The sequence below is a fragment of the Aureicoccus marinus genome (genome assembly GCF_002954325.1).
In the GTDB taxonomy this organism is placed as follows: domain Bacteria; phylum Bacteroidota; class Bacteroidia; order Flavobacteriales; family Flavobacteriaceae; genus Aureicoccus; species Aureicoccus marinus.
On record NZ_MQVX01000001.1, the window covers coordinates 1,169,156 to 1,193,167 of the forward strand.

Annotated in this window: 22 protein-coding genes and 1 pseudogene; 5 read left to right on the forward strand and 18 right to left on the reverse strand. The window is 42.9% G+C overall.

Going from position 1 to position 24,012, the window contains the following annotated elements; all coding sequences use genetic code 11:
- Positions 1-110 precede the first annotated feature (110 nt).
- On the reverse strand, positions 111-710 hold the full coding sequence (locus BST99_RS05435; protein ID WP_146106212.1) for a hypothetical protein: 600 nt from the start codon (positions 708-710) through the stop codon (positions 111-113).
- Positions 711-796: 86 nt separating this feature from the next.
- Here BST99_RS05435 and BST99_RS05440 point away from each other — a divergent pair, with 86 nt between their 5' ends.
- From BST99_RS05440 to BST99_RS05450, 3 genes are all read left to right on the forward strand, one after another.
- Entirely contained in the window at positions 797-1,099 is a 303-nt protein-coding gene (locus tag BST99_RS05440; protein WP_105000895.1) for a glycosyltransferase family 2 protein, read from the forward strand.
- Positions 1,051-1,629, forward strand: coding sequence for a glycosyltransferase family protein (locus BST99_RS05445; RefSeq protein WP_105000896.1), 579 nt, complete (start codon positions 1,051-1,053; stop codon positions 1,627-1,629). The genes BST99_RS05440 and BST99_RS05445 overlap by 49 nt, the downstream gene beginning before the upstream one ends.
- A 69-nt stretch (positions 1,630-1,698) precedes the next feature.
- Positions 1,699-2,310 (forward strand): sugar transferase, encoded by a 612-nt coding sequence (locus BST99_RS05450; RefSeq protein WP_105000897.1) that lies wholly within the window; start codon positions 1,699-1,701, stop codon positions 2,308-2,310.
- Here BST99_RS05450 and BST99_RS05455 read toward each other — a convergent pair.
- The 7 genes and pseudogenes from BST99_RS05455 to cysQ all read right to left on the reverse strand — a co-directional run bounded on the left by BST99_RS05455 (position 2,288) and on the right by cysQ (position 7,982).
- Complete coding sequence (locus tag BST99_RS05455) at positions 2,288-2,962, reverse strand: HAD family hydrolase (RefSeq protein WP_105000898.1); 675 nt, start codon at positions 2,960-2,962, stop codon at positions 2,288-2,290. The two genes, BST99_RS05450 and BST99_RS05455, sit on opposite strands and share 23 nt — an antisense overlap.
- Entirely contained in the window at positions 2,946-3,914 is a 969-nt protein-coding gene (locus tag BST99_RS05460; protein ID WP_105000899.1) for an ATP-grasp domain-containing protein, read from the reverse strand. The genes BST99_RS05455 and BST99_RS05460 overlap by 17 nt, the downstream gene beginning before the upstream one ends.
- Positions 3,915-3,945: 31 nt before the next feature.
- Complete coding sequence (locus BST99_RS05465; protein WP_105000900.1) at positions 3,946-5,199, reverse strand: sulfate adenylyltransferase subunit 1; 1,254 nt, start codon at positions 5,197-5,199, stop codon at positions 3,946-3,948.
- Positions 5,200-5,215: 16 nt separating this feature from the next.
- Positions 5,216-6,120 (reverse strand): annotated as a pseudogene (cysD, locus tag BST99_RS05470) (sulfate adenylyltransferase subunit CysD).
- Positions 6,121-6,170: 50 nt separating this feature from the next.
- Positions 6,171-6,761, reverse strand: a complete 591-nt coding sequence (gene cysC, locus BST99_RS05475; RefSeq protein WP_105000901.1) for an adenylyl-sulfate kinase — start codon at positions 6,759-6,761, stop codon at positions 6,171-6,173.
- Positions 6,746-7,177 (reverse strand): DUF2061 domain-containing protein, encoded by a 432-nt coding sequence (locus BST99_RS05480; protein WP_105000902.1) that lies wholly within the window; start codon positions 7,175-7,177, stop codon positions 6,746-6,748. The genes cysC and BST99_RS05480 overlap by 16 nt, the downstream gene beginning before the upstream one ends.
- Positions 7,170-7,982 carry a 3'(2'),5'-bisphosphate nucleotidase CysQ gene (cysQ, locus tag BST99_RS05485; protein WP_105002443.1) on the reverse strand — a complete coding sequence of 271 codons (813 nt, stop codon included), beginning with the start codon at positions 7,980-7,982 and terminating at the stop codon, positions 7,170-7,172. Before cysQ ends, BST99_RS05480 begins: the two co-directional genes overlap by 8 nt.
- Positions 7,983-8,127: 145 nt before the next feature.
- On the opposite strand from cysQ, the gene BST99_RS05490 reads away from it, so the two are divergent.
- On the forward strand, positions 8,128-9,321 hold the full coding sequence (locus BST99_RS05490; protein ID WP_105000903.1) for a glycosyltransferase family 4 protein: 1,194 nt from the start codon (positions 8,128-8,130) through the stop codon (positions 9,319-9,321).
- Positions 9,322-9,330: 9 nt separating this feature from the next.
- On the opposite strand, the gene BST99_RS05495 is transcribed toward BST99_RS05490, so the two are convergent.
- The 10 genes from BST99_RS05495 to BST99_RS05540 all read right to left on the reverse strand — a co-directional run bounded on the left by BST99_RS05495 (position 9,331) and on the right by BST99_RS05540 (position 21,146).
- Positions 9,331-10,107 (reverse strand): hypothetical protein, encoded by a 777-nt coding sequence (locus BST99_RS05495; RefSeq protein ID WP_146106213.1) that lies wholly within the window; start codon positions 10,105-10,107, stop codon positions 9,331-9,333.
- Positions 10,108-10,538: 431 nt separating this feature from the next.
- Positions 10,539-11,708 carry an OmpA family protein gene (locus tag BST99_RS05500; RefSeq protein WP_245916191.1) on the reverse strand — a complete coding sequence of 390 codons (1,170 nt, stop codon included), beginning with the start codon at positions 11,706-11,708 and terminating at the stop codon, positions 10,539-10,541.
- A gap of 218 nt (positions 11,709-11,926) precedes the next feature.
- Positions 11,927-13,069 carry an N-acetyl-alpha-D-glucosaminyl L-malate synthase BshA gene (bshA, locus tag BST99_RS05505; protein WP_105000905.1) on the reverse strand — a complete coding sequence of 381 codons (1,143 nt, stop codon included), beginning with the start codon at positions 13,067-13,069 and terminating at the stop codon, positions 11,927-11,929.
- A 70-nt stretch (positions 13,070-13,139) separates the two neighbouring features.
- The gene (locus tag BST99_RS05510) at positions 13,140-14,933 is read right to left on the reverse strand and encodes a serine hydrolase domain-containing protein (protein ID WP_317046117.1); all 1,794 of its coding nucleotides are present in this window, start codon (positions 14,931-14,933) and stop codon (positions 13,140-13,142) included.
- Positions 14,884-16,173, reverse strand: a complete 1,290-nt coding sequence (locus BST99_RS05515; protein WP_105000907.1) for a glycoside hydrolase family 3 protein — start codon at positions 16,171-16,173, stop codon at positions 14,884-14,886. The genes BST99_RS05510 and BST99_RS05515 overlap by 50 nt, the downstream gene beginning before the upstream one ends.
- Before the next feature lie 101 nt (positions 16,174-16,274).
- Entirely contained in the window at positions 16,275-16,757 is a 483-nt protein-coding gene (locus BST99_RS05520) for an ABC transporter ATPase (protein WP_105000908.1), read from the reverse strand.
- Positions 16,758-16,759: 2 nt separating this feature from the next.
- Positions 16,760-17,548 (reverse strand): (Fe-S)-binding protein, encoded by a 789-nt coding sequence (locus tag BST99_RS05525; RefSeq protein WP_394335605.1) that lies wholly within the window; start codon positions 17,546-17,548, stop codon positions 16,760-16,762.
- A gap of 13 nt (positions 17,549-17,561) precedes the next feature.
- Entirely contained in the window at positions 17,562-18,899 is a 1,338-nt protein-coding gene (locus tag BST99_RS05530) for a 4Fe-4S dicluster domain-containing protein (RefSeq protein ID WP_105000910.1), read from the reverse strand.
- Positions 18,900-18,907: 8 nt separating this feature from the next.
- Complete coding sequence (locus BST99_RS05535) at positions 18,908-19,858, reverse strand: MlaD family protein (RefSeq protein WP_105000911.1); 951 nt, start codon at positions 19,856-19,858, stop codon at positions 18,908-18,910.
- Positions 19,859-19,919: 61 nt separating this feature from the next.
- Positions 19,920-21,146, reverse strand: coding sequence for an N-acetylmuramoyl-L-alanine amidase family protein (locus tag BST99_RS05540; protein ID WP_105000912.1), 1,227 nt, complete (start codon positions 21,144-21,146; stop codon positions 19,920-19,922).
- A gap of 169 nt (positions 21,147-21,315) precedes the next feature.
- Between BST99_RS05540 and BST99_RS05545 the strand changes: the two genes are divergently transcribed.
- The gene (locus BST99_RS05545) at positions 21,316-24,009 is read left to right on the forward strand and encodes a putative LPS assembly protein LptD (protein ID WP_219843852.1); all 2,694 of its coding nucleotides are present in this window, start codon (positions 21,316-21,318) and stop codon (positions 24,007-24,009) included.
- Positions 24,010-24,012 lie beyond the last annotated feature (3 nt).

Sequence of the window (24,012 nt, forward strand, 5' to 3'; positions counted from 1 at the left end):
GAGTATGCGTAACAAAGTTTTTTGATTCTTAACATAATCCGGCACATCACCAAATTCAAAAAGCTCTCTTATACTCAGGATTTGGCGCCGTTCATTGCTATTCAGATCAATCAAAAAAGTCCAGTTCCATCGGGAACATTCTCCTCCAAATAAGAATCGTCCTTGTATAAATAGCCGTAGCCCCCCATACAGCTTTCTAATCTTTCATAACTAAAAGAACTTGCCAAGTGGCCACCTTCATGAACACTATCAATAGGAAAGTTTATCTTGCGTTCCTTTTTGGAACGAATATTGACTATAGTTGCTCCCATTCCTTTTTCTCCGACCGAATTATATATAACCTCCTCCTGATTAAGCCACTGCATTCGACAACCTTTGTGATAATTCCAAGAATACGTCTCACCAATTTTAATGAATTCTTTAAGACCTCCATCAATAGTGAAATAACCCAATTCTAAAAGATCCTTTGGTCCAGGCATTCTTCGCGGTATAGTCAACTTATTAGCAAGGACTAATTGATCATCTAAGGAAAACGGGGTGACATCATGAAAACCGAAAAAGTAACCCTCTTTCACCGAAATAGGGTTAACAGAATAGTTTTTTTTCCTAGGCATTAGGTCAAATGCACTCTGGTATACATTTCGAATCCTTCTTTTAAGTCCCGGATTCTTCTTGACCACATCATAGATCAATTTCTCGAGTTTATTCATGGGCATTAAATAAATATTCTCTTTTCTCCGTTTAAACAGAACGAAAATAAGATTTCAATTCAAGATGAAAAATTATATTTGCCCGCATGTCTGAAACAAAATCAGTGAAAAGAATTGCTGCGCTATACACCTGTTTTAATCGTAGGGATAAAACCATCCAATCACTAGAACACTTAAAAGAAGCGCTGAAGAAATCGAATTCAACTATTGAATTGGACATTTACGTTACTGACGATGGATCGAGCGATGGAACTCGGGAAGCAATTAAATCTTTTGATCCCGAAATTCAAGTTATTCATGGCACTGGAGATCTATTTTGGGCCAACGGAATGAACAGTTCATGCGAAAAGCCCTTAATAAAGGAACATACGACGGTTATCTCCTTTTAAATGACGATACAAATGTATATCCTAATCTTTTTGGGCAACTTAATCTAACCGAATCCCTGTGTGAAACTAATTATGGAAAAAAGGGGATTTATATTGGTTCAACCCAGGATCCAATCTCAAAAAAATTGAGCTATGGCGGTGCTGTAATCACCAATAAGTGGTTATATAAGTTTAAAAAAAGAATACCGAATGGCGAAATCCAGTCTTGTGAGTTGGGCAATGCCAACATCCTTTATTCTTCCAAAGAAGTGGTTGATAAAATTGGAACACTCTCTGATGGGTATAAGCATGGGATTGCCGATTTCGATTACACCTTAAGGGCTGTTAAGCAAAATATCCCTGTGATGGTTATGCCTGACTTCAACGGAACGTGTGAAAATGATCACAGATCAATGTATCATAATTTTGAAAATAAACCACTTAAGCAGAGGATAGAATATCTTTACCATCCATTAGGTGTTGATTTCAGTTCTAGACTAAAGTTTATGTGGCGATTCTTTCCGTACCGATATCCATTCTTTTTTTGGTAGGTTGGTTCAAAGTGTTTTTCCCAGCCTTGTACAAAAGACTATTTTCAAGAACCTAGTTATTACTATTGTATGTACTCTTACTTTATTAAACCTTTATTTGATATTGTATTCTCCAGTTTACTGTTTTTGATAACATTACCCCTCCTTATAGTAACCACAGTCGCATTGAGCATAACCAATGGTGGAAAACCCTTTTTCTTTCAACAAAGACCAGGCAAAAATGGACAAGTATTTAAGATTGTCAAGTTCAAAACAATGAATGACAAAAAAGATTTGGAGGGTAATTTATTGTCTGATGAGCTCCGGCTTACACCAATTGGGCAAATGGTACGAAAATTATCTATTGATGAATTACCGCAACTGATCAATATCATGAAAGGAGACATGAGTTTTGTTGGACCTAGACCATTACTTGTTCAATATTTAGAGCGGTACAATAGCTTCCAACTAAGACGGCATGATGTAAAACCTGGTATAACTGGTTGGGCTCAGGTCAATGGTAGAAATGCGATTAGCTGGACGAAAAAGTTTGAATTGGATGTTTGGTATGTCAATCACCAATCCTTTTCGTTAGACCTCAAGATTTTATTTAAAACTGTCGGTAAAATTCTTCAACAAGAGGGTATTTCCTCTGAGAGTAGTGCCACCATGGAAGAATTCATGGGCGAGGGTAATCTATAGGGTTTAGCTCTCTGATATACCGAATAAGAGATTTGGGACGATGGGCTTCTAACATCATAAACTGAAAAACTCCTGAATGGATGTTCTTTCCATTGTCGATTAGGCCAATACTGCCCCAATCTCGTTCGTTGGGAACAATAAAATCTTTCTTCCAATTATCAGCGACATAGGTATAGGACATTCCGGGAAAGTGTTCTTCGACCAACATGTAATTCAAAGTAGAAGGTTTCGCTGAACCCACCTCCTCTGAGATCACTAGTAATTCAAAGTAGTCCAAGAGTCCAAGGGCCAAGAGTTTATTTCGTTGCGAAACAGAGCGACCGTCGGTAATACAAACCAATTTTCCACCGCGATTTCTAATACCTTCGAATAACTCAACAACTCCGTTAAAGGGAGTGATACGAGGCATGTGCTCTCTATACTCTCTTAAAAGATCTTCCTTGCTAATAGTGTAATTTTCGGTTAAATAGTCGAAGACATTCTCCTTGTTACGGTACATGGAGATCATAAGGACGTACAATTCCAAAAAGGATTCCGGTTCGAGAAGTCTAGAGATTTCCGAATAGGCGGATCTTAAATAATCCAACTCATTGTAAAGGGTGTCGTCTAAATCAAAGCACCAAACCGTAGAAGAATTAACCTTTATATCCATGAACTAGAATTTCGTCGTCATAGCGCAACATCAAGAGCTGATCTTCCCAATCAGAAAAATGATCATCAATTGGACTTTGCTTAAAATACTCCGCTATGATCCAGGCAGGAAAGTTGGCTCCTGCCCTATAGGACAGTGGATAACCTCCTCCAAATCTGGGGTTTATTTCAATACCATAAACCTTTCCATTTGTTTTATGCAAGAAAAATTGAGCTGTCAAGCAGCCCACTGCGCCTTCAATAAACGACAAACGTTCTCTTAAATAAGGGATGATTTCGTTTCGACTGGTAAGCCCTTTGTTCACTTCTCCATCACGGACCTCAATCCTTTTTCGAGGAACTACACATTTTAATTTGTGTTCCCGATCGTAGTACATATCACAGGTGTACTCCTCGTATTGATCGTGATCAATGTATTCCAAGAACATCAACTTTTCATTCTGGAAGTGATAATCCGTCAGTTGTGACTTATCGGTTATAAGATAGGTGTCTACACTTCGACTTCCATCTACAGGCTTAATAAACAAGGGAATCTCAAAATTATCCTTGCTGTATTCCTTCGCTATGTGGACTCCATTTTCTTCAAAGAAGTCATGGATCTGTCGTTTGTCACGACACTTCTCTACCAGTTTATGATCTGAAACCAAAAAAAGAATTCCTTTCTCAAGGAATTCTTTCTTTTTATTCGATAAAGGCAAAAGCTCTGTATCGATAGTCGGTATTACTAGAGTAATATTATTCTGGGTACAGATACTTTCTAGAACCTCAAAATAGGTCGGGTCATCTAATCGAGGAACTTTAAAAAAGTCATCCGCCGCGTGACAGGCTGAAGAAGCTACAGGGTTTGCATCAGCAGCAAATACTTTGGCCTTGTAGTTAACCTTATTTAACTCTTTCTGAAAAGCCCTAACCAGAGATACTCTTCGTCCAGCTGAAGTGATTAAAATATTCATAAAACCTATTCCGATTAGTCCAGTTTACCTGCTATACAATCATTCCCGCAGCGACGGTTTCGTTTGTAGATTCATTGATGAGAATCAAGCTTCCTGTACTGCGATTTTCTCTATATGGATCAACCATAAGTGGCTTGGTCGTTCTCAATCGCACCTTGGCAATTTCGTTCATACCAATGGACTTATCTTCTGGATTTCGATCCAGCGTATTGATATCTATTTTGTAAATAATTTCCTTGATCATGGCTTTTTGATCGTTGGTGGTGTGGCGAACCAGGTATTTGGCACCGGGTTGCATCGGTGAGTTATTTAACCAACAAAGCATGATCTCGATGTCCTGGGTCGGTTCGGGTTTATTGTTCGATCTAACAATCATATTACCTCGGCTCACATCGATGTCGTCTTCCAGCTCTACGGTTACTGACATCGGAGCAAAGGCTTCTTCCAGTGGCTGATTGGCCAATTCCACAGATTTGACTTTAGAAGTGAATCCGGAGGGCATAATGGTTACCTCATCCCCTGGTCTCATAATACCACTGGATAAGCGACCTGCATAACCTCGGTAATCCCGGTGCTCCTCACTTTGAGGGCGAATAACGGTTTGTACAGGAAAGCGCATGTCCACCTTATTGATATCACTGCTAATATGCATGGTCTCTAGGGTGTGCAAGAGCGGCGCGCCTTGATACCAATCCATATTTTCTGAACGGTTAACCACATTGTCTCCATTCAAAGCACTTATTGGGATAAATCGAACGTCCTTCACCAATAACTTCGAAGAGAATTCCTCAAACTGCTGAATAACCTTGTTATAGGTTTCTTCCTTATAATCAACAAGGTCCATTTTGTTGATGCACACAATGATATGTGGTATCTGCAAAAGAGAGGCGATAAATGAATGGCGCTTGGTCTGCTCGATTACTCCATGCCTTGCATCGACCAAAATTAAGGCTGCATTGGCCGTTGAAGCACCAGTAATCATATTCCTGGTGTATTCAATATGACCCGGAGTATCCGCTATAATAAACTTTCGTTTTGGGGTAGTAAAGTAGCGGTAAGCCACATCAATGGTAATACCTTGTTCTCTTTCATCGCGTAATCCATCTGTAAATAACGCAAGGTCAACACCATCGTGACCTTTTTGCTTACTGGTATTTTCAATAGCTTCTAACTGATCTTCAAAAATGGATTTCGAATCATAGAGCAACCTACCGATAAGGGTACTTTTTCCATCGTCCACACTACCTGCAGTAGTAAATCGCAATAACTGATTATTGTTTATCATTTCTTTTGTCTTGCTATTAGAAATATCCTTGCTTTTTTCTATCCTCCATGGCCGTCTCGGAGCGTTTGTCATCACTGCGGTTTCCGCGCTCAGTTTGGCGCATGGTCGAAACCTCATCAATAATTTTTTCGATGTTATCGGCTTCTGACTCAATTCCACCGGTAATGGTGATGTCTCCTAAGGTTCTAAACCTGATTTTCTTAGTCTGAATTTCTTCTCCTTCTCTCAATTCAAGAAATTCTGAATTGGGAATCCAGGAATCATTTCGCCAGACCACTTCTCTTTCGTGGGCCAGGTACAGGGAAGGAATTTCAATATTCTCACGAGCGATATAGCTCCAAACATCCATTTCGGTCCAATTACTAATCGGGAAAGCTCTAAAATGTTCTCCTTGAAAGTGCTTACCGTTAAATAAGTTCCAAAGCTCTGGTCGTTGATTCTTTGGGTCCCATTGACCAAAATCATCTCGGTGAGAAAAGAACCGTTCTTTGGCACGGGCCTTCTCCTCATCACGACGACCACCACCAATGGCACAGTCTACCTTATTCGACTCGATCGCGTCTAACAGGGTAGTAATTTGCAGCGCATTACGGGTAGCATTTTTTCCTTTTTCTTCAGCGACTCTGCCCTGATCGATAGACTCCTGAACGGACCCTACAATCAACTGAGCCCCCATCTCTTTTATCAAATCATCGCGAAATTGAATGGTTTCGGGAAAATTATGGCCTGTGTCAACATGCATAAGAGAAAAAGGATCTTAGCAGGTGCAAAGGCTTTGCGTGCTAAATGGGTGACCACAATAGAGTCTTTTCCCCCTGAAAAGAGAATAGCAGGATTTTGGAACTGAGACCAAACCTCGCGAAGTACAAAAATGCCCTCAGCTTCCAGTTCATCTAAATAATTTAAATAGTACTTTTTCATTCGTACACGATTAGATCAAAATGATAGGGAGTTCCCTTTCCGGTAACTCGTTAATAATTTATCTTCGGTTTTAAGGCATTAACAACCAAGTCAATCGACTCTTGAATTGTAAACGACTCATTCATTTCTATATTGGGTGAACTCGGAGATTCATAGGGAGCTGAAATTCCGGTCATATTCTTAATTTCTCCTGAACGGGCTTTGGCATATAAACCTTTGACATCTCGTCTTTCGCACTCTTCCAAACTGGTATTGACAAACACTTCAAAATAGCTGTCCGCTCCCACTGTTTTACGAATAAACTCCCGGTCTGCTTCATAGGGAGCAACAAAAGCAGCGATAACGACTATTCCGGCATCCACAAAAAGCTTGGAAACTTCTGCAATTCGTCTAATGTTCTCTGATCGATCTTCGGGACTAAAAGTCAAATCCTGATTAATTCCTGAGCGTATATTGTCGCCGTCCAAAACGTAGGTTTTATAGCCCTTGGTGTGCAGGTCCTGCTCTACTCCATTGGCAATCGTGGACTTACCACTACCAGACAGCCCTGTAAAAAACGCCAGCATACCCTTCTGATTAAGAAGTTTTTCTCTGTCTTCCCGCAGAATCTTATACTGGTGTCTTACTATGTTCTTTTCCATTTCCTCGCCCGGATACGTTTATCCAATCCAAAATTAATTTTATACCACAGTCGTTCATGCAAATAGTACAGGAGCATTTTGGTAACAACCTCTGCGGCTCCGATCTGCAAACCGAGATAAGGATTTCCCGTAAAAAACCACGACAAAAGTACAGTATCTAAGGTTCCTATGACCCTCCAAGTGACTGTTTTAATTAAATGTCGTTTTCTACTGTTTGCGATGTAAATTTTGACCCATACCCGTTCATGAAGATAGTAGAGTACCATTTTGGTGATGGACTCGGTCAATCCAATCTGCATACCTATGGTAGGGTCCCCGGATATTATCCAACTGAGAACAATGGTATCCAAGGTCCCAACCACCCTCCAGGTAAGGGTTTTAGCAATGTGCCTTTTATGCTTAATCTTACTAAGCACTCTTGTGTCTCACTAAAAAATGTCCGTTCAACATATCCTCCCTGTTGTAGCGCAAAGGTTCTCCCGTATCTTTTGAGATGACTTCTAAACCAACCGCTTCACAAATGGCTTGTCCGGCCGCGGTATCCCACTCCATGGTTGGGGCATATCTTGGGTAGACATCCGCTAAGCCCTCCGCAACAAGACAGAACTTCAAGGAACTTCCTTTTGAAACAATATCAATTTCCTCAAAATCCGACTTTAAATTGTCAATAAAATCCTGTGTATCCTGATTCATGTGCGATCTGCTTCCAACGACTCTGATTCGACTGGAGTTTGGTGCCTGAGGAATAAGCTGAGCTCCTGGCGTATCAAAAGAATTAGGCAACTCGTGCTCTTCATTCAAAACCACTTTAATACTGGTCGCTTTATCGACTTGCCCGATGTATAATTCTCTGCTAACCGGCACATAAATAACACCAAAAACAGGCTCATTATGAACGATTAAAGCGATATTGACCGTAAACTCCCCATTGCGTTTGATAAACTCCTTGGTCCCATCTAAGGGGTCAACCATCCACAGGGTATTCCAATTGGTACGTTCATCAAAAGTGACCATTTTAGTCTCTTCACTTACGATAGGAAAAGAAGATTGGTTCAGATACTCTAGTATTTTTTTATTCGACGCCAAATCCGCCGACGTCAGAGGAGAATTGTCCGCTTTAAAATCAGTTGAAAAGTCAGCCGAATCATAGATTTTAAGTATCTCCTTTCCAGCCTCTACAGCTCCCTTCACAGCCAAAAGCTGATCGTCTTTCAACACCATAATTATCATTTTAACGCCAAACTTATAACATTCCAATCGAATAGAGTCAAAAGTGTTGTAACTGGACGATTTGTATACTCAAAACGTAGAATCATTAGGGTGAAAAGGAAATTATATTATTAGGTTTGCACTGACCTATTTCATCATGAAGATCCTTTACATTCACCAATACTTCAATACCCCAAGAGAACCTGGAGGAACCAGATCCTATTGGATTGCTCAGGAAATGATCAAAAGAGGACATGAAGTCACTATGATCACTTCGCGATACCCTCAAAAGGAATTCAAAAGAGTAGAAGAAGTGGATGGGATATCGGTCATTTATCTCCGAGTGAACTACTCGAACAAAATGGGGATTTTTAAGCGCCTTGTTTCATTTACAAGGTTTATGCTTGCCAGTACCAAAGAGGCGTTTGCTCAAAAAAACACCGATGTGGTTTTTGCTACCTCTACGCCATTGACTATTGGAATTCCGGCTTATTTATTAAAAAAATTCAAACGCATTCCATACATTTTTGAAGTAAGGGATCTTTGGCCAGAAGTGCCTATTCAAATGGGTGCAATTAAGAATAAGCTAATCATTGGATTAACCCGCCAGCTAGAAAGGACTATTTACAATAATGCCAAGCACATTGTTGCTCTATCTCCGGGTATGGAAGAGGGTGTGATCCAAGCGGGGATAAAAAAGGAGAAGGTGAGTATGGTCCCCAATATGGCCAAAATTGATCAATTCTACTCCCGACCCATTAACCAAGAAATTCTTTCCAGGTTCAATTTGGATCAAGAGAAATTTAGAATCATCTATTTTGGAGCTTTAGGTCAGGCCAATGCCATCGATTATATCGTCGATGTAGCAGACTTGCTAAAGTCAAATTCAGATATTGAATTTGTTTTTATCGGCCGCGGTGCCATGCAAAATTATCTGGAAAGTGAAATTCAAAACCGAGGACTGGTTAATGTGAAGTACCTAGGAGCTTTTAAAATGGATATCACTTCCGAACTCGTTAACGCCAGCCAGGTTTCTTTAGTCACCTTTAGCGATATTCCAATACTAAAAACCAACTCTCCGAATAAGCTATTTGATTCCTTATCTGCCGGAAAGCCCATCATCGTCAATTCTGCAGGATGGACAAAAGCCATGGTTGAACAATACGATTGTGGTTTTTTTGTAGACCCAAAAGACCCCAAGGATTGCGCGACTAAAATCACTGATATTTACCGTGAAGAAGCCAAGTTAGGTATGATGGGTGAAAATTCCAGAAACTTAGCAACAAGCCAATATGACAAAGGTATACTTTGTCGAGAATTGGTGGATATTGTCGAGGCTAATTTCTTTTAGATTCCCGTCCTACTTAGGAATAGCCATATGAAAGGCACTGGTCAATTTCTCGTATTCCGCATCCAAAGCCTCATTTTCGTAGGTAAAAACCTTGTACGAACGACCTCTTTTCCATGATTTACCAGGATCCCCGACCTCATCAATTTTTTGATTGAGTACCGGTAAATACTCCTCAATCTGACTGAGCCAAACATAATCAACATTATCCAGCTTCCTGGTTTTATTGGTATAATCAAAATAAAAATCCTCGAGTATTTTGACCTGTTCGTTCTGCGCCTCGCCTTCTAAATTGGGAATCTGATGCAAGTCTACACCCACCTTTTGTTTCCAGAACAATTCATTAATATAGTCATAGCGCATATCTTTCTTAATCTTAACCCAATGATTGACAACCGATCGAATCCAGCTTGACGGAGGCCTAAGTATACATACATATTGAAATTCATCCGCAAGTGGATGGTCATGCAATTCATCAATATAGGCACTCCAAAATCCTGAACACTCTAATTTTAAATTGAGAGTATTTTGTCTTTGAATGACAAAAGCATCAAAATTTTTTTGAACCTCTTTCAATGATAAATAATGCATGGGCTCGTGAAGCGAAACAACTGGAGAATAACATCTCGCCAAGAATGTAGTTCCTGTTTTATATGGGGATATAGAAATTACAGTTTTTTTTCCTTGAATGGAAGTGCGATTATCAACCAATTTAAGAGCATCCATTTTGCCCCTAATCTGTTGCAGTGTTTTAGATAGTGGAGTCTTGTGAATAATCTTTTTAATCATTTATTCTTTTTTTAGTCGACCTATTGCTAATTGGTGAGTCCTGAATTATCTTATTCTTCAGTATTTAGTTCATATCAATTTCATTTGGGAAAGTTAAAAACTTCTTTTAAAGTCCAAAAAGTTCTTTCTACTTGAATTTACTACACAAGTACTAAATGGAACAAAAATCCTTTAAGCAATGTTATCAGACGGGTTTTTCACAATAAATCCCACTTTAAAACGAACTAAGAATCTCCACCTACTAAAGTTGAAATGAGGTGAAAGTGCGCTGAATTGTCATACGGAACAACTTGTGTTAAAACTCAGCCTAGATACCCTGCTGAGCATTTAACCACATCTTAAAAATGAAACGGCACCCTCCCCAGGGTGCCGTCTCTAAAGTAGAACCAAAACCTAAAAATAGGACTCTTCAATATCGTTAGAGGCCGAGTCTACAAGCGAATTAGGTTGAATTCAGCTCGGCGATTCTCTTGGTGTTTGTTCTCCGGACAAGGCACGTTATCCTTGCACTCGTTGTTGAGGATTTCTTCTCCCAATGCACTTTTGCGCAATTGGTTTGGATCAATTTCAGCAGCAATCAGATAATCTACTACTCGTTGCAAGCGGCGTTCTGACAACCATTGATTATAGGTTTTATCTCCTCTTGAATCCGCATGAGTAACAACTTTGATTACTCGGGTATTTTCCTCTTTCAACAAGGCGACTACTTGATCCAATATTTCTTTGCTCTTCGCTGTCAGGAAAGAAGAGTTGAAATCAAAGTATACATGACCCAGTTCTTCCACTCGGCGATTCAGGTCGTCCCACTTTTTGCGCTCTTCTTCTTCAAGAGCCAAAGCAGCCGCTTTGATGCGTTGAGCTTCCGCTTCTTTAATTCTGATTTGCTCAGCCAATCTGGCCTCCTCAGCACGTACAGCAGCAATCGAATCAAGGCGGCGTTTTTCGGCCTCCTCCATCTGCGTGATGATCAATAATTTTTCTTCTCCTTTAGCCGACAACTTCTTTTCTGATCCAAAGCGGTAGACTAATCCCAAAGCGTGCTGATAATGATTCGAAGCTTCTTCCTTGAGGGCAAAGTGACCGTTGGTATTGATGTCTAAACCGAGATCCTCATTGAACCAAAGACGGAAACCGATTGTACTCAAAAAGTTGGTACGTCCAAGGTTATTGGCATCCGCATAACCCAATCCTACACCAACATATGGATCAAAGAACCCGGTTTCACCAAAGAGATAATTGAGATCGTAACTCGCGCGTAGATCTACCGAGAAGTAATCGATGTCGTCGGTCAAGATCTGACCATCGACCAAGTTTCCTTCCTTGTATTTGTTGTAGGACCCTATCAATTCAAGTCCAAATCCGTTATCAAAATATCTACCAACACTTAAGCGAGATGGAAATACAACGTAGTTCCAATTGGTGTTAGCATTAAAAGCTTGATTGAATAACAAACCTGCATCATCCACAACGTTCCAGCCTAAGCCTACCAACCAGTAGCTCTCTGCAACGCTGTCTTTGGCAGTGAGTCTCACCTCTTCCTGGGCGAAGGCGGTGTTTTGTAGAAAGGCCAGTATGACTAGCAACAGCATTATTTTTTTCATGGTTCACTCGTATTTGGGATAGCTGAAGCAAAGCTAGAACGCCGCTTCGTGATCTTCGGAAAATGAGGTACCAATCGCTGCAATAATCGACCAAAGACACCAGAAAATCAATGCCTTGTAAGTCAACGATAAATCGGGTAAATCAACGACTCGATGAACGGTAATTCTCTCCGTTCAATGACAAGAGGAGGTCAAAAGACCTCAGAAGATTCAAGGAATTAATAGGCGTTTTTATGTCGCTGTGCGTAGGCCTTTTCATATACGCTTTCATAAAGAGGAAGGATATGCTGTATATCGAAGGTCATGGCCCATGTATAGGCTTTGTTCTTATAACTCTCTAATTTTTCGGGATCCTGCAGAACACGAATGGAATGAGCAATCATGGAATTTACGTCCCCCACATCACTCAGGTATCCGGTTTCTCCCTGAACGTTGACTTCAGGAATACCTCCCGTATTAGTCGAGATCACGGCCACTTTATTGATCATCGCTTCCAAGGCCGCTAAACCAAAACTTTCGGTTTCTGAAGGCAGTAAGAACAGGTCCGAAAAACACAAGATGCGATCGATCTCATTGCTATTCCCCAAAAAGATCACCTTGTCCTCTATACCGTATTCTTTCGCCTGCTTTTCTGCAGCCGCTTTTTCAGGCCCTTCACCGACCATCACCAACTTGGCCGGTATTTTTTTCTGTATCCCATTAAAAATGGATATTACATCCGGTATCCTTTTCACTTTTCGGAAGTTACTGATGTGGGTCACGATTCTCTCGTGATCCGCAGCCATGAGAGAACGCTGACAATCTGTAAAGCCCTCGCGGTATTTACGTTGGTCAATAAAATTTGGAATCACATCAATCTCTTGGGTGATATCAAACAGTTCCAGGGTACTCTTTCGCAAATCCTCCGAAACCGCAGTAACCACATCGGATTTATTGATACTAAAGGTGACGGCAGAACGATAAAACGGATGCTTACCAACCAGGGTAATGTCTGTTCCGTGTAGCGTGGTAATCATGGGAATAAAGATGCCTTCTTCCTGCAGCATTTTCTTGGCCATATAACCGGCATAGGCATGCGGGATGGCGTAGTGTACATGTAAAAGCTCAATTCCATGAAGTTTAATCGTGTCGACCAACTTACTGGAGAGGGCTAATTCATAGGGCTGATAATGAAACAAAGGGTATTCCGGAACGTGAACTTCATGAAAATGAATATTGTTGTTCAAGAGCTCCAATCGCACGGGTTGCTTGTAGGTGACAAAATGAACTTCGTGTCCGCGATCCGCAAGGGCAATGCCCAGTTCAGTAGCGACTACACCACTTCCTCCAAAGGTGGGATAGCATACAATTGCAATTTTCATAGGGTTGAATTAGCCGTAAATCGGAAGAAGAACTTACCGATTTTTACAAAGCTAATGGAAATTAAGCGGGCTACTCGTCAAGAGCATCATAAATTACCTGCTGGATACGTGTGCGGAGTTCGGTCGAAATAAGCAGATTGTTCCGCGCAGAAGGATAGGTTCTGTTGGACAAGAATACATAAACCAAGTTCTTTTCGGGATCCGCCCAAGTATAGGTACCCGTAAATCCACTGTGCCCAAAACTCTTACGTGAAACACAGCCGCAAGTGGGGCCGTGATCTTTGAGCTGAGGCTTATCAAAACCGACACCTCGGCGCACATCTTTATGGCAGAAATAGCAGGTGTTGAATTTACTAATCGTGCGAGACTGCAAATAACGCTGCCCTCCATAATAACCTCCTTGTAGATACATCTGCATGATCTTCGCAACATCGTTGGCATTACTGAACAATCCTGCATGCCCACCGACACCATTTTGCATGGCCGCTCCCATATCGTGGACATAGCCCCGTACTGTGGTATGGCGGAAATATTTATCTTCTTCCGTTGGAACGATCCACTTCTTCTGAAATTTGCGAAGCGGATTGAACAGGGTGTTATTGGCGCCTAGTGAAGCGTAAAGAAAATTATTCGATAAGGTATCTAAACGTTGTCCTTTGCTCTTTTCGATATACTTTTTGAACACGTAGTAACCGACATCGCTGTAACGGTAGCGGTTTGATTTGAGTTCCTGCTCCCCAATTCTGCGGTAAATCGTATCCCCGTAGCTGTTTGACAGGTAGAGGTTTTCGTTAATTTTTATTTCATAACCAGGTTCTGGCTTTTGGCGATAAAGTTCTTTCGAAGGCTTGCGCTGCTTATCCAGCGTATTGACGTAATAGGCAATCCAAGCAGGTAGACGACCGTAGTGTGACAGAGCCTTTAAAACCGTAACATCCTTGAGTTCACTGTCGCTGTATTCCGGTATCAGTTCCGAAAAGGTGTTGTTTAATTCCAAATCGCCCTTCTCCTCCATTTCCATGAGCAAAGGCAGTGTACTAAGGATTTTGGTCAGGGAAGCCAAATCAAAGAGGTGTTCCTTGGTCAATTTTTCTTCTCCCTCAAAGGTTAATTTCCCAAACGCCTTATTGTAAATCACTTTACCGTCTTTCGCTATAAGGACCTGGGCTCCAGGATACATTAAGGAGTCTAAGCCATGCTGCACCAAGGTATCTACTCGAGTTAGCCATTCGACATCAAAACCAACTCTTTCCGGAATACTATACCCCAAGCGTTCCAATTTTCGAGTGCTAATACCATCCCCTGCCTGAAAACCGGGTTGCTCGGCAATACTCACAGGAAGTCGACCGTGGGATTCTATTGCCCCAAAAAGAACTTGAGCCGCTTTACTTTGTGCAATCGGGTGATTCTGATAAGCGCAAAGAATAGCGTCAATTTCAGGAAAGGCATCGAAAGGATGTAAATCAAAACTGATTCCGGATCCAATAGGACTGTTTTGTAATGCCGGACCATTAGCCGGGGCTGGACCAACAGGAATTTCTGCGGTCTGCGGCGGAATCACCGCAATATCAGAAAGTGCGTATGGCTTAGCGAATAGGGCAAGCACCAGGTTACTGCTGCGCAGAGACGCTAAAGACTTCAACTGTTCCTGTTCAGTCTTGGTTAAACGGAATTTTTTATAGGGGGAAGCGTCGCTCTTGTGTACCCCAACAACAATGAGGTTGTAAGACTTTAATTGGGCCGCAAAGGACTTGGCCTTTCGAAAATCAAAAGCATCGACTTGTGCATACTTCCGAAGTGTACTTAAAAAAGCTTCACTGGAAGCTTCTCCTAAGTGGACGTAGGCAATTTTCTTTTTTTTCAAGATTCTTTAAAGGAAGTAAGGCAAAATCGTTTTTGACCACGGTCATCGATTCCTCAAAGAGTTCTTCCCGCAAAATACGAGCACTTTTAGGATCCAGATCCGCAACTAACCCCTCCTCGGGCAAAGGCTCCCATTGATTCAAACCCGCTTTGAACTTCGCCATCAGAATTTTCTTGACCGAAGCGGCTAAGCGAATCTCACTTATTAGTCCTTGTTTATAGGCTTTTTTAAAGGTAGCTACGGCGGAAACCACATCTTCCGGCATGAGTAACAGATCATTGCCTGCCAAAAAAGCCTTCAACTCCACCTCTCCCGGAGGAGCGAAAGTCGATACCGCCTTCATATTCAAAGCATCGGTTACCACCAAGCCCCGGAATTGTAAACGTTTCAACAAGACATCGGTTACCACGGCCTTCGAAAGAGACGAAGGAAAGCCTTCTCTTTTCTCAAAAGCCGGCACCCCTAAATGGGCAACCATAACCGATTCTATTCCTGCGTCGGCTAACATTTCGAAGGGATACAGTTCTATGCTGTCTAAACGCTTTTTATCACCGCTGATATAGGGAAGAACTTTGTGTGAATCCTTAGCCGTATCTCCGTGTCCGGGAAAGTGCTTGGCACAACTGAATATTCCGGCTTGTTGCAAACCTTTCATATAGGCCATTGCCCTGAGGGTAACCTCTTTGGGGTCCTGTCCAAAGGATCGGTTACCTATAATGGGGTTTTGAGGATTGGTGTTGCTGTCGGCTACCGGAGCAAAGTTCATATGAACGCCCATACGGCTAAACTGCTGCCCAATTTCATAGCCCACCCTTTCTATCATAGAAGAGTCCTGGATGGCTCCCAGACTCATATTCCAAGGAAATCGAGGCACGGAATCCAGACGCATAGCGAGGCCCCACTCGGCATCTTGTGCAATTAAATAAGGGATACGGGCTCTGCTCTGCAGAGAATTCGTCAGTCGAAGTTGGGCGGTGGGTGAACCGGTAGAAAAAATAATCCCTCCCAGTTGCTGGTCTTCAATTAAAGAAAGTTGCTTCATCAATTGCTTCTTTGGAGCAGCCGAAGAAAGCTGCACCATAAACAACTGCCCAATCTTTTGGTCCAAGGTCATTTTTGCGTACTCCGCATTGACCCACCTCACCTGCCCTAAGGTGTCAGATGCTACCAAGGGACCAGCCTGGCCATTAACCAAACTGGCTGTAAAAACAAGGATTATGGTAATGTAGAGTTGCTTCATAAATGCAATAGACCAACAACTGCGCCAAATCGAAATTATTGCTTTTGAAGCAATTATGAAGAAGGCTCTGGACAAAAAGCAAGAATTGTAGACCAGAGGTATCAGAAAAACCTTGCGTGCCAGCTTTCCTTTGCAGGCACCTCCCAGTTTTCCTCGTACTCTCCCTTAGTAGCTACCAGGTTATTGAAAACCACTGTGTTGGGACCCACAGCACCTTGTTTAGCCATGTTCTTGAAGTCCATTAAGGCCTTGTGTGCAACGAATTCTCCTTGCTTGTAGGTGACATTCATTTTGTCCAGCAAATCAACACTGTACTTCTGCTCTAAACCCTGAATAAAGTGCACGGAAGCATCGATGGAACACCCAGAAGCAGAGGCCTGGTTTTGATCCAAACCGATCACAATAAATCGGTTATAAGGCAAGTCATAACCGGCCTTGAGGTTTTGCCCATGAGCCGTCCAATGCTCTAAAAAAGTATCGAGAAGATCCTTAAGCTCAGGCAGTTCAGCCTCGGTGAAGGGGCGATTCGATTGGTATATCCAAATTCTTGCCTCAGAAGGCAATTCCTTAAAATCGACCAGCATGCCTATAAATCTTCGATCCCATCCAGTAATTCAGCCACATCCATCACTTTGATGGCACCTTCCTTCTCTTTGTTTTTAACCCCATCGGTCATCATGGTGTTACAGAATGGACAGGCTGCAGCAATGATTTCGGGTTGCGTCTCCAGCGCTTGTTCTGTTCGCTCAATATTGACGTCTTTATTGCCCTTTTCAGGCTCCTTAAACATTTGAGCTCCACCCGCACCGCAGCATAGCCCGCGAGTCTTGCAGCTTTTCATTTCGACCAACTCCGCATCGAGCTTTTGAATCAGCTCGCGAGGGGCCTCAAAAATTTTGTTCGCACGCCCCAGATAACAAGGATCATGGAAGGTAATTCGCTTTCCTTTAAATGCACCTCCTTCTATTTTGAGACGGCCTTCTTCGAGTAGCTGCTTTAAGAAGGTGGTGTGGTGCATGACCTCGTAGTTACCTCCTAATGCCGGGTATTCATTCTTGAGGGTATTAAAACAGTGCGGACAAGTGGTCACTACCTTCTTCACCTCATAGGCATTCATGACCTCAATATTGGTCACCGCCTGCATTTGAAACAAGAACTCATTTCCAGCGCGTTTTGCCGGATCTCCCGTACAGCTTTCTTCTGTACCTAAAACGGCAAACGAAACTTCTGCTTGGGTTAACAAGCGCGCGAAGGCCTTGGTGATCTTTTTTGCGCGGTCGTCAAAGCTACCGGCGCATCCTACCCAGAATAGCACTTCCGGGGTTTCTCCTGCGGCCATCATATCGGCCATTGTTTTGATCTTCAATTCTTCCATTATCCCGCTTCAATTAGGATTCATTCGCCCAGTTCAATCGGTCCATTTGGTTAAATGGCCAAGGGGCACCGTTATTTTCTACATTCCCCATCATGACGTTCAAATCATTAGGGGCTGCCGATTCTTCCATCACCAAATAACGCCGCATATCCACGATAATGGATAGAGGGTCAATTCCGATTGGACAGGCTTGTGTACAGGCATTACAAGTGGTACATGCCCAAAGTTCTTCTCGGGTGATATAGTCGTCCAGTAAATTTTTTCCATCGTCTTTCCACTCCCCCTTGTTGGCATCAAGTACCTTTCCTACTTCTTCTAGGCGGTCACGGGTATCCATCATAATTTTACGAGGAGAAAGCAATTTTCCGGTCTGATTCGCCGGGCATTCAGAAGTACAACGCCCGCACTCGGTGCAGGTATAGGCATTCATCAGCTGAACCCAATTCAAATCCTGTACATCTTTGGCGCCAAAAGTTCCAGGATCATCTACGTCTGCTCCGCTATCTTCTGCAGGGGCAGCAAAGGGATCAGCACTGGGATCCATCATCATTTTCACCTCTTGGGTAACTGATTCCAAGTTGTTAATCTCTCCTGCTGGCTGCAGTTTGGCATACCAGGTATTGGGGAAAGCCAAAATGATGTGGAGGTGTTTGGAGTAATACAAGTAATTCAAAAAAGACAGGATACCGATGATGTGTAGCCACCAGCAAGCGCGTTCCAAAAGAATTAAGCTCGACTCCGACCAGCCCGCTAAACCTTGCGCAATAAAACTACTGATCGGGAAAGAACCCGCCTCGACATAGTGTTCTGAACCCATCTGTTGCAGTTGGTAATCCGCCGCATTCATGGTTAAAAATAAGCCCATCAAAACCACTTCAATGTAGAGAATGAGGTTGGCATCATTCTTTGGCCAGCCTTTCATCTCCGGTTTGACAAATCGAGCCAGCTTTAGGGAATTTCTTCGAAGCCAAAAGACCACAACCGATACCACAACCAAAAAGGCCAGAATTTCGAATGATCCAATTAAAAAGTCATAAACTCCGCCCAAGAAGGCAAAAAGACGGTGGGTTCCTAGAATTCCATCCAGTACAATTTCAAGGACTTCGATATTGATGATGATAAAGCCTAAGTAGACGATGATGTGTAAAAACCCGGCTATAGGTCGCACCACCATCTTGGTTTGGCCCAAGGCAACGAGCCCCATCATCTTCCAGCGTTCGCTTTTCTGGTCAGAGCGATCGACCTTCTGGCCTAAAAAGATATTTCGTCTTAATTTGCCGACATTCTTCGCAAAAAGCCCAATGGCCCCCGCTAACACCAACACAAAAATCACATTGGGTAAGTACTCCATAATTTATACTAATTCTTGTTTTCCGCCGGATCGTTTTCAGGCAGGGTATACTCTTTCTGCTTCTTGCCAAATACCGATACGTTGACATATCGTTTCGGATTCAAACGGAAATCTTGAAGCAAGAGATCAAGTTCCTTCGAGGCATTCGTCAAGTTGTTGTAGAGCTCCTCATCTTGAGTCAATTTACCGAGCGTTCCGTCCCCTGCATCAATCTTAGCCAGCACACTGTTCAGGTTGTCTACGGTAGACTGAAATTCCTTCATGGTGTTGGGTAAACCTGCACGGTTCAAGGAATCGGAAAGCTGTTTGAAATTCTCCGTAATTTGATAGAAGTTCTTGACGGAAGAATCCAACTCGTTTTGATTACCCTTGACAATATTGTTGATTCCACGAACACTTTCTTTGAACTCCAGGATGGTTTCGTTCAAATTACTGATGCTCATGCGCAGTTCCTCTCTGCGCTGAATATCCAAAACACGGTTGACATTGGTCAAGAGGCTATCTGCGGAACCCGCCACACCCTGTAATTGGCCTTCGAGTTCGGGCAATTTGTCCGTCAAACCTTGAACCACTACAGAAGGCAAGGTATCTCCCGAAACCGCGATAGGTTGCCCGTCAAAAACCGTATTGATTTCGACCCATTTACTCCCCAACAGGTTGCCATTAATACGGGCTTCACTGTTTTTGGAAAATTCAACCGTAGTGTTCAAGGAAAGGGTTACCAGTAATTTCTTCCCCTGCTTATCCAAAAAACGGATATCCTTCACCTTTCCTACATCAATGCTGTTGATGTAGACCTGGGTGCCGTTTTGGAGACCGGCGACGTTGTCGTACACGGCGTAAAAAGTCCGGGAATTATCGAATATACTGAGGGATTTCAGGTAGCTATAACCGGAAATAAATAATACAATACCAACAATGGCAATTAGTCCAGTTTTGATTTCTCTTGAGAGCTTCAACAGGTCCGCTTTAGGGTTTGGATAAAATTAGGAATAATTTAGGAAAGCCCCTGCCCTTCTTTCAAGGATAAGCAGAGCGAATGGCGGCCGTTAGAGGTACCCGTTCTCCGTTTTTGTAAACGACGATATAACAGCCTGAGTATCCTTTAGATGCAGCTTCTTTTTGTAATTCCCGTGCCTCTCGGTAAGAGCTTACCGACCCGTACATATAGCGATACAAATTCTTGTAGGCCTCCTTGGACATGGTTTTTAAGCCATTAAAATAGGAGGGACTTAAAGGAATAGTCTTAACCGTTGCCATTAATTGCACCTTGTACACTACCGGAGATTTACCTGCAGAATTGGAATTGAGCTTGGGCTTAGATTCAACCACTTTAGTGACTTCCGGCTTGGTTTCTTCAACTTTCGTTTTGGTTTCGACTACAGCCTCTTCCTGTGAAGGATCTGGCGTACTGCTGGTCAAAGCACCTATATCATTTGCTGCTGCCGCCTGGTCCAGGCTCCTTTTGTAGCCGATTACCGCATTGGCGATGGCCCGCCCCATTTGCTCCTGTCCTTTTTTAGAATTCAGGTAGGCTCCTTCTGTCTTGTTGGTCAAAAAACCTGTTTCGACCAATACGCTCGGCATAAAAGTCTGGTGCAAAACGATAAAGCCCGCCTGCTTCACTTTGCGGTCTTTACGCTTTAGAGAACCCGTGAACTGTTTTTGAATCATGGCAGCCACCTGAATACTTTCATCCAGAAATTCCTCCTGCATGATGGTATTGCCAATAAGTGATTCCGGACTGTTGATATCGTAATTGGCGTAACGCTCTTTATAATTGTCCTCCAAATAGATCACCGAATTTTCTTTCTTGGCCACTTCAAAGTTTTTTTGATTTACGTGCAGCCCCATGACAAAGGTCCCTGCTCCGTAGGCGTTCGAGGTATGAGAATCACAATGAACAGAGACGAATAAATTGGCATTGGCCTTGTTGGCAATTTCGCCTCGCTTGTAGAGATCCACAAAGGTATCGTCCTTTCTTGTGTAGATCACTTTAATCCCTGGTTGCTTCTCTAGAAAAGCACCTGTTTTAAGAACAATGCTTAAAGCGATCTTTTTTTCGAGATATCCGTTCCCTAAGTTACCTGGATCATGCCCTCCATGTCCCGCGTCCAGCACAACGATAAAAGGCTTATTAACAGGCTCTTCCTTTAATTGTGGAGGTCCTTGCTTGCTTGCCAGAGTCGTCGAACCGCTGAGGAGTAGCGATAAGAAAAGTAGAGATACAAATTTTACAACATGCATAACTCAAGGTTTTAGATGAACTTGGGGCGTTAAAAATAGGATAAGGCCTCCTTGGCGTACCAAAAATATATGTAAGTTTGGATTCCAAAAACCAGGCCAAACCTTTACAAAAGTAGGATTTATCGCATTGCAGTCAAACCTTCAATTTCGTACACTTTTATTTTTGCTTTTGTTGGTTTGCTGGGGACTTCAAGCCCAGGAGGACCGGCCAATCACCTTGCGGACCCCCGTTTTTAGGGACACCATAAAAGGGGCTCTTCTACCTCCTAACATCCTGAATGACAGCGTAAAAAAAGATACTGCAACCCAAGAAAAAGCGCCAAGCAACACCATTTTAGACCAGATTCGCTACAGCGCTAAGGACTATGTACGCTTAAGCCAGAAAGACAAAAAAATATACCTCTACAACGAGGCCGAAATCTATTACCAAGACACCGAACTCAAAGCGGGAATCATTGTGATGGACTACACCACCAATGAAGTCTACGCTGGCCGAATCAAGGATGAAGACGGTAATTACAGCCAATTGCCCTTTTTTAAACAAGGGCAGAACGAGGTGATTCCCGATTCGATTCGCTTTAACTTTGACACCAAACGAGCTATCATTTGGAATTCGAGAACAGAACAACAAGCCCAGGTTGGTGCTATTGGAGGCGGAAATGATGCCATGAAAGTCTTGGCTGAAAGAACCAAGAAAGAAAATGATTCCGTTTACTTCTTGCGTAATGGACGACTGACCACCTCAAAAGATACCATTGATCCCGATTACTTCATTCGAATCCGAAAGGCCAAGTTCGTTCCCGGGAAGAAGATCATTGCGGGATTCAGTAATATGTATCTGGTGCAGGTTCCTACCCCAATTGCTTTACCTTTCGCTTATTTCCCATTGACTAATAACCGAACCGGTGGACTCATCTTCCCCACCTTCACTTCGGATCCTCAGCGAGGGTATGCCATTCAAAATGGGGGGTATTATTTCCCGATTAGTGATTACCTGGATTTCACCATCGTTGGGGACTTCTTTACCAACGGTAGTTATGGATTTCGAACGCGGTCGGTTTACAAAAAGAGATACAAATACCAAGGAAGTATCGATTTCAGATTCGAGAACCTGATCACGAGTCAGCGAGGCTTTGAGGACTACAGTAGACAGACGATTTACAACTTGCAGATTCAGCACAGTCAGGATTCCAAAGCCAACCCAAACTCGCGTTTTTCAGCCTCGGTGAACCTCGGTAGTAGTTCGTACTTCCGGAATTCAGCAAACCAGGTGAACTTGGCGCTAACCCAAAACAACAACCTCTCCTCTTCCATCTCCTATTCCAAGACCTTTCCGGCTTATCCGCGAGTAGACTTGAGTTTGACGGCTACCCACAACCAGAATACCAATACGGAGGTTATCAATATGACCCTGCCAACCCTGCAAATGAATATGGAAAGAATCTTTCCGTTTGCAAAAAGAGACGGGGTTAAAAAAGGAGCCCTCCAAAACATCAACTTCCAGTATTCCGCACGAGCAGAAAATCGTATTCAAACCGTAGACTCTCTCTTTCTCACTGGTCGTATGTTCGAAGATTCTCGTGTAGGTGCCAGACACACCATTCCGATCAACACCAACTTTAAGCTAGCCCAGTACCTCAGTGTTACTGTGGGTGGTACCTACGAAGATGTCTGGACTTTCGAGACCTTTACCAGAGGGCAAAATCCAGACAACACCACAAGCAACCAAGAGGTGGTTCTGGATACCGTACGTGGATTCGATCGCTGGAATCGCTACGGCCTTCAAGCGAGTATCGGTACGACCGTCTATGGAGACTACCGCTTTAAAGAGGGCAAGCGCTTGCAGGCCATTCGGCACGTCATGCGCCCTTCTTTGGGTTGGAATTACACCCCTTCTTTTGAGCAGTTCTACGACACCTACACAAACTTGGATGGTGAGTTGGAACAATACAGTCGATTTGAAGGAACACTTAATGGAGCTCCTTCCCTTAACCGCTCCAATTCCGTGTCGTTTAGTTTGAGTAATACCATTGAGGCGAAGATCATGCCCAAGGACAGTTCAGAGACCGAACCCAAAAAGATCTCGCTCCTGAGTAACCTGAACCTAGCCACCTCCTATAACTTTGAGGCGGACTCCCTCAAATTGGCTCCCCTGAGTTTCAATGGAGGAACAACCCTCTTAAACAATAAACTGTCGATCAACTTCCAAGGAAGCCTGGACCCCTACGCTATCGATAATAACGGGACTCGGATCAACACCCTCAACATTAAAAACGGAGGAAGTCTATTCCGCCTCACTCGGGCCAGTGTGAACCTGGGTTACTCCCTAAATAACGAAACATTCAAGAAGAAAAAGAAGGGCGAAAAAGAAGAGGAAGATCCTGATGCCGACCTCAATGACTACCGAGCAGCCAGTGGAGGACGTAAAGATGATCTCTTTGGATTCGGACTCAACGATAGAGATGCCAATTTCGCTTTTGACAACGAGGGAGAAGATGGAGAGGTAGACAACCCCATTTACGGGACCACCATCCCCTGGGATTTACGCCTGGCTTTTACCAGTACGTATAGCAATACCAATAGACAAAACGAATTCACGAACAATTCATTAATGTTCTCCGGAAACGTGCAACTCTCGCCCCGGTGGAAAGTGCGCGTATCATCAGGTTATGATTTTAAGAATAAAGGCTTTAACTTAACTCAGCTCGGCTTTACGCGAAACCTGAAAAGTTTTGATTTACGATTTAACTGGGTACCTTTTGGGCGAAACGAGCGCTGGGATTTCTTTATTGGAATAAGCAGCTCTATTTTACGCGACCTGAAATGGGACCAGCGCAGTCAGCGTAATATTGGCCGCCGCTAAATA

Coding starts and splice junctions, on each gene's coding strand:
- BST99_RS05435 (WP_146106212.1), bottom strand. CDS start 710: ATGAATAAACTCGAGAAATTGATCTATGATGTGGTCAAGAAGAATCCG.
- BST99_RS05440 (WP_105000895.1), top strand. CDS start 797: ATGTCTGAAACAAAATCAGTGAAAAGAATTGCTGCGCTATACACCTGT.
- BST99_RS05445 (WP_105000896.1), top strand. CDS start 1,051: ATGCGAAAAGCCCTTAATAAAGGAACATACGACGGTTATCTCCTTTTA.
- BST99_RS05450 (WP_105000897.1), top strand. CDS start 1,699: ATGTACTCTTACTTTATTAAACCTTTATTTGATATTGTATTCTCCAGT.
- BST99_RS05455 (WP_105000898.1), bottom strand. CDS start 2,962: ATGGATATAAAGGTTAATTCTTCTACGGTTTGGTGCTTTGATTTAGAC.
- BST99_RS05460 (WP_105000899.1), bottom strand. CDS start 3,914: ATGAATATTTTAATCACTTCAGCTGGACGAAGAGTATCTCTGGTTAGG.
- BST99_RS05465 (WP_105000900.1), bottom strand. CDS start 5,199: ATGATAAACAATAATCAGTTATTGCGATTTACTACTGCAGGTAGTGTG.
- cysC (WP_105000901.1), bottom strand. CDS start 6,761: ATGGAAAAGAACATAGTAAGACACCAGTATAAGATTCTGCGGGAAGAC.
- cysQ (WP_105002443.1), bottom strand. CDS start 7,982: ATGGTGTTGAAAGACGATCAGCTTTTGGCTGTGAAGGGAGCTGTAGAG.
- BST99_RS05490 (WP_105000903.1), top strand. CDS start 8,128: ATGAAGATCCTTTACATTCACCAATACTTCAATACCCCAAGAGAACCT.
- BST99_RS05495 (WP_146106213.1), bottom strand. CDS start 10,107: ATGATTAAAAAGATTATTCACAAGACTCCACTATCTAAAACACTGCAA.
- BST99_RS05500 (WP_245916191.1), bottom strand. CDS start 11,708: ATGAAAAAAATAATGCTGTTGCTAGTCATACTGGCCTTTCTACAAAAC.
- bshA (WP_105000905.1), bottom strand. CDS start 13,069: ATGAAAATTGCAATTGTATGCTATCCCACCTTTGGAGGAAGTGGTGTA.
- BST99_RS05515 (WP_105000907.1), bottom strand. CDS start 16,173: ATGAAGCAACTCTACATTACCATAATCCTTGTTTTTACAGCCAGTTTG.
- BST99_RS05520 (WP_105000908.1), bottom strand. CDS start 16,757: ATGCTGGTCGATTTTAAGGAATTGCCTTCTGAGGCAAGAATTTGGATA.
- BST99_RS05525 (WP_394335605.1), bottom strand. CDS start 17,548: ATGGAAGAATTGAAGATCAAAACAATGGCCGATATGATGGCCGCAGGA.
- BST99_RS05530 (WP_105000910.1), bottom strand. CDS start 18,899: ATGGAGTACTTACCCAATGTGATTTTTGTGTTGGTGTTAGCGGGGGCC.
- BST99_RS05540 (WP_105000912.1), bottom strand. CDS start 21,146: ATGCATGTTGTAAAATTTGTATCTCTACTTTTCTTATCGCTACTCCTC.